This window comes from Pseudokineococcus marinus, from assembly GCF_013004605.1.
Lineage (GTDB): Bacteria > Actinomycetota > Actinomycetes > Actinomycetales > Quadrisphaeraceae > Pseudokineococcus > Pseudokineococcus marinus.
The window spans coordinates 1-4,012 of record NZ_JABEMA010000285.1 but is presented as its reverse complement, the minus strand read 5'-3'; the positions used below and the strand labels follow the sequence as shown (position 1 = coordinate 4,012).

The window sequence follows — 4,012 nt, the reverse complement described above, 5'->3', positions numbered from 1 at the left end:
GCTGCCCGGGATGGCCAGCGTGCACGCCAACAGCGCTCGCGACGCGGTCGCCAAGATGTGCACCCTGCCGCTGCTGGCGGGGGAGAACGTCAGCAGCCGCTTCGTCGTCCCGACCGTGGCGAGCAGCCACCGGACCTCGTCGTGCTCGACCTCATGCTGCCGGGCCTCGACGGGCTCGAGGTGTGCCGGCGGCTGCAGGCCCGGCGGCCGGTGCCCGTGCTCATGCTCACCGCCCGGGCCGACGAGGCCGACCGCGTCATCGGCCTCGGGGTGGGCGCCGACGACTACCTGGCCAAGCCCTTCGGCATGCGCGAGCTCGTGGCCCGCGTGCGGGCGCTGCTGCGCCGCGTCGAGCGGGCCCGCGAGATGGCGGCGGGGGACGCGCCGGCGGCCGGCCGGGACGACGTGCTGCGCCTCGGCGCGCTCGTCGTCGACCGCGCGGCCCGCCGCGTCGCCCGGGACGGCCGCGAGGTCCACCTCACGCCCACGGAGTTCGACCTCCTCGTCCACCTCGGCGAGCAGCCCGGCCGGGTGCTCACCCGCGAGCAGCTGATGGCGTCGGTGTGGGACTGGTCGGACGCGTCCGGCACCCGCGCCGTCGACAGCCAGGTCAAGACGCTGCGGCGCAAGCTCGGCGCCGACGTCGTCCGGACCGTCCACGGCGTCGGCTACGCCCTGGAGGTGCCGCGTGCCTGACGTGCGCCCGCTGGACCGGCTGACGTCGATCAAGGTCAAGCTCGGCGTCCTCGTCGCGGCCTCCTGCGCCGCCGCGTCGTTCGCGACGTGGGTCGGCCTCGCCGTCCTGGAGTGGTGGCCGCGCTACGCCCTCCCGGTCGCCGTCCTCCTCGCGCTGGGCGTGACCCAGGTCCTCGCCCACGGGATGACCTCGCCGCTGCGGGAGCTCACGGCCGCGGCCCGGGCGATGGCCCGGGGCGACCACGCCCGGCGCGTGACCGCCACGAGCCGCGACGAGGTCGGCGAGGCGGCCCGCGCCTTCACCCACATGGCGCGCCAGCTCGAGCAGGTGGACGCCGAGCGCCGCGAGCTCGTGGCCAACGTCAGCCACGAGCTGCGGACGCCCGTCGCCGCGCTGCGGGCCGTGCTGGAGAACGCCGTCGACGGCGTGGCGCCGGCCGGCCCGGACGCCCTGCGCCCGGCCCTCGCCCAGGTGGAGCGGCTGGGCGACCTCGTCGACGAGCTGCTCGACCTGTCCCGCGTGGACGCCGGGGCGGTGCCGCTGCACCGCGAGCCCGTGCGCCTCGCCGACCTCGTCGGGGCCGCCGTCGACGGCGCGCGCCTCTCCGGGCGCGACGTCACCTACGAGGTGCGCGTCGAGCCGGCCGACGCGCAGGTGCTGGCCGACCCGGCCCGCCTGCACCAGGTCGTCGCCAACCTCCTCGACAACGCCGCGCGGCACAGCCCACCCGGCGGGGTCGTCACCGTGACCGCGGCGGTCCGCGACGGCGGGGCCCGCCTGTCCGTCCTCGACGAGGGCCCCGGCATCCCGCTGTCCGAGCGCGAGCGGGTCCTCGAGCGCTTCGCGCGGGGCAGCTCGGCGAGCGCCCGCGACGGGGGCACCGGCCTCGGGCTGGCCATCGCCCGCTGGGCCGTCGAGCTCCACGGCGGACGGCTCACGGTCGCCGACGCGCCCCGGGGGTGCCGGCTCGACGTCGACCTCCCGGCGGCCGCGCCCGCCCGCGGGGGCGCCGCGTGAGCGCGCCGTCCCCCGACGAGCGGGCCGACGTCCTCGTCGTCGGCGCCGGGCTCGCGGGCCTCGCCACCGCGACGGGCCTGGCGCGGCGCGGTCACGACGTCGTCCTCGCCGACCGGCGCCCGGCCCTCGACGGCGTCGTGCGCACCACCGGGATCTTCGTGCGGCGCACGCTCGACGACTTCCCGCTGCCGCCCGAGCACCTCGGTCCGGCGATCCGCCGCGTCGTCCTCCACCCGCCCGGCCCGGGGCGCCCGCTCGACCTCGTCAGCGACCGCGACGAGTACCGCGTCGGCGACATGGGCCCGCTCTACCGGGCCTCGGCCCGGGCGGCGGTCGCGGCCGGCGTGCGCCTCGAGCTCGGCGCCCGCTACGCGGGCCGTGACGGGGGCGCCTGCGTCCTCGAGGGCCGCGAGGGGCGACGCGCCGTCCGCGCGCGCTTCCTCGTGGGCGCCGACGGCGCGCGCTCCGCCGTCGCGCGCGACCTCGGGCTGGACCGCAACCGGCACCTGCTCGTCGGGGCCGAGGAGGTCCGGGCCGTCCCCGACCGCGGGCTGCCGCCGACCTTCCACTGCGTCGTCGACCCCTCGGTGGCGCCGGGCTACCTGGCGTGGGTCGTCGACGACGGCCACCACGCGCACGTGGGCGTCGCCGGGTACGCCGACCGCTTCCCCGGGGGGATGCGCCGCAGCCTCGAGCGCTTCAAGCGCTCGCTGCCCGCCCTGCTCGGCGCGGACGCGGGCGCGTGGGCCAGGGACACGTGGGCCGGGGACACGTGGGGCGGGGACACGTGGGGCGGGGACACCTGGGGCGGGGACACGCGGGTCGGGCAGGCGCGGGCCGACGAGGCGCCGGGGGCGGTCGAGCGTCGGGGCGGGCCCATCCCGGTGGGCGGCCTCCTGCGGCGCATCGCGGGCCCGGACGGCCTGCTCGTCGGCGACGCCGCGGGCGCCGTCTCCCCGCTGACCGCCGGGGGCCTGGACCCGTGCCTGCGCCAGGCGGCGCAGGCGGTCGACGTCCTCGACGCGGCCCTCCGCAGCGAGGGGCCGCAGGCCCTGCGCCGCTACGACGGGGCGGCGCTGCGGCGCGCCTTCCGCGGGCGCATGCTCCTGCGCCACGGGCTGGCGCAGGTCCGCTCCCCCGCCCTCGTGCGCGCCGGCTTCCCGCTGCTGCGGACGCCGCCCGGCCGGGCCGCCGCCCGGGCCGTCCTCTTCGGCGACCGGTCGTTCCCGGACGCCCCCGCCGAGCGCGCCTCCCCGTCCGGCGCCACGGCATAGCCTCGGCGGGCGACGGCACGGACGAGCTCGGGGGGCGACGCATGGCGGACGGCGGCAGCACGGCGCGGCGGGTCGGCGCGGTCACCGCGGCGTACGCGGCCGGGCTCGTGGCCCTCGGCGGCGCCGCCGTGGGCGTCGTCCTCGTCGAGGCGCGGCTGGCTCGGCGCTGGGTCGGGCGGCCGTTCGGCTCCGAGGGGCCCGACGCCGACGGCGTCTACGGCGCGGGCCCCGGGCGGGTCCTCGTCCTCGGCGTCCTCGGCGACTCGAGCGCGGACGGCCTCGGCGCGCAGACGCCCGCGCAGACCCCGGGCGCCATCGTCGCGACGGGCCTCGCCGCCGTGTCGGGGCGGCGCGTGCGTCTCCTCAACCGCGCCGTCGTCGGCGCCGGGTCCGCGGACCTCGACGCGCAGGCCGGCCGGCTGCTCGCCGAGGTGCCCGCGCCGGACGTCGTGCTCGTCATGGTCGGCGCGAACGACGTCACGCACCGCGTGCGGCCGGCCGACGCCGCCCGCCACCTGTCCCGCGCCGTCGCGCGCCTACGGGCGGCGGGCGCCGAGGTCGTCGTCGGCACGTGCCCCGACCTGGGCGTCGTCGAACCCGTGGCCCAGCCCCTGCGCGCCATCGCCCGTCGGTGGGCCCGTGACCTCGCCGCGGCCCAGACCGTCGCCGTCGTCGAGGCGGGCGGCCGGTCCGTCTCTCTGGGCGACCTGCTCGGGCCCGAGTTCTCCGCGGCTCCGGCGGAGATGTTCAGCGCCGACCGCTTCCACCCCTCCCCCGCGGGCTACGCGCGCGCGGCGGCGGTGCTGCTGCCCGCGGTCTGCGCCTCGCTGGGGCTGTGGCCCGAGCCGCCGTCGGCCGGGCGGGAGGGGCGGGTCGTCCCCGTCGCCGAGGCCGCCTCGGCCGCGGCGTCCTCCACGAGCGGCTCCGCGGAGGAGTCGACGAGCGTGAGCCGGTTGTGGGTGAGGACGACCTCGAAGACGCCCGTCGCGACGTAGCGGCGCAGCAGGTCCACGGGCCCGCCGGC

At 79.6% G+C, this 4,012-nt stretch carries 3 protein-coding genes and 2 pseudogenes; all 5 read left to right on the top strand.

Annotated features, from left to right (window positions below; translation table 11 throughout):
* Positions 1-127: pseudogene (locus HLB09_RS20450) on the top strand (CpaF family protein); the annotation flags it as partial.
* A gap of 2 nt (positions 128-129) precedes the next feature.
* Positions 130-696 (top strand): annotated as a pseudogene (locus tag HLB09_RS14105) (winged helix-turn-helix domain-containing protein); the annotation flags it as partial.
* Entirely contained in the window at positions 689-1,714 is a 1,026-nt protein-coding gene (locus HLB09_RS14100; RefSeq protein ID WP_171203977.1) for a sensor histidine kinase, read from the top strand. The pseudogene HLB09_RS14105 and the gene HLB09_RS14100, both read left to right, overlap by 8 nt.
* Entirely contained in the window at positions 1,711-2,988 is a 1,278-nt protein-coding gene (locus tag HLB09_RS14095) for an NAD(P)/FAD-dependent oxidoreductase (RefSeq protein WP_171203976.1), read from the top strand. Before HLB09_RS14100 ends, HLB09_RS14095 begins: the two co-directional genes overlap by 4 nt.
* A 41-nt stretch (positions 2,989-3,029) precedes the next feature.
* Positions 3,030-3,983, top strand: a complete 954-nt coding sequence (locus HLB09_RS14090; protein ID WP_171203975.1) for an SGNH/GDSL hydrolase family protein — start codon at positions 3,030-3,032, stop codon at positions 3,981-3,983.
* Positions 3,984-4,012: the final 29 nt, after the last annotated feature.

Excerpts from the sequence above, each read along its gene's own strand:
- HLB09_RS14090 (WP_171203975.1), top strand. The coding sequence starts at position 3,030 with ATGGCGGACGGCGGCAGCACGGCGCGGCGGGTCGGCGCGGTCACCGCG.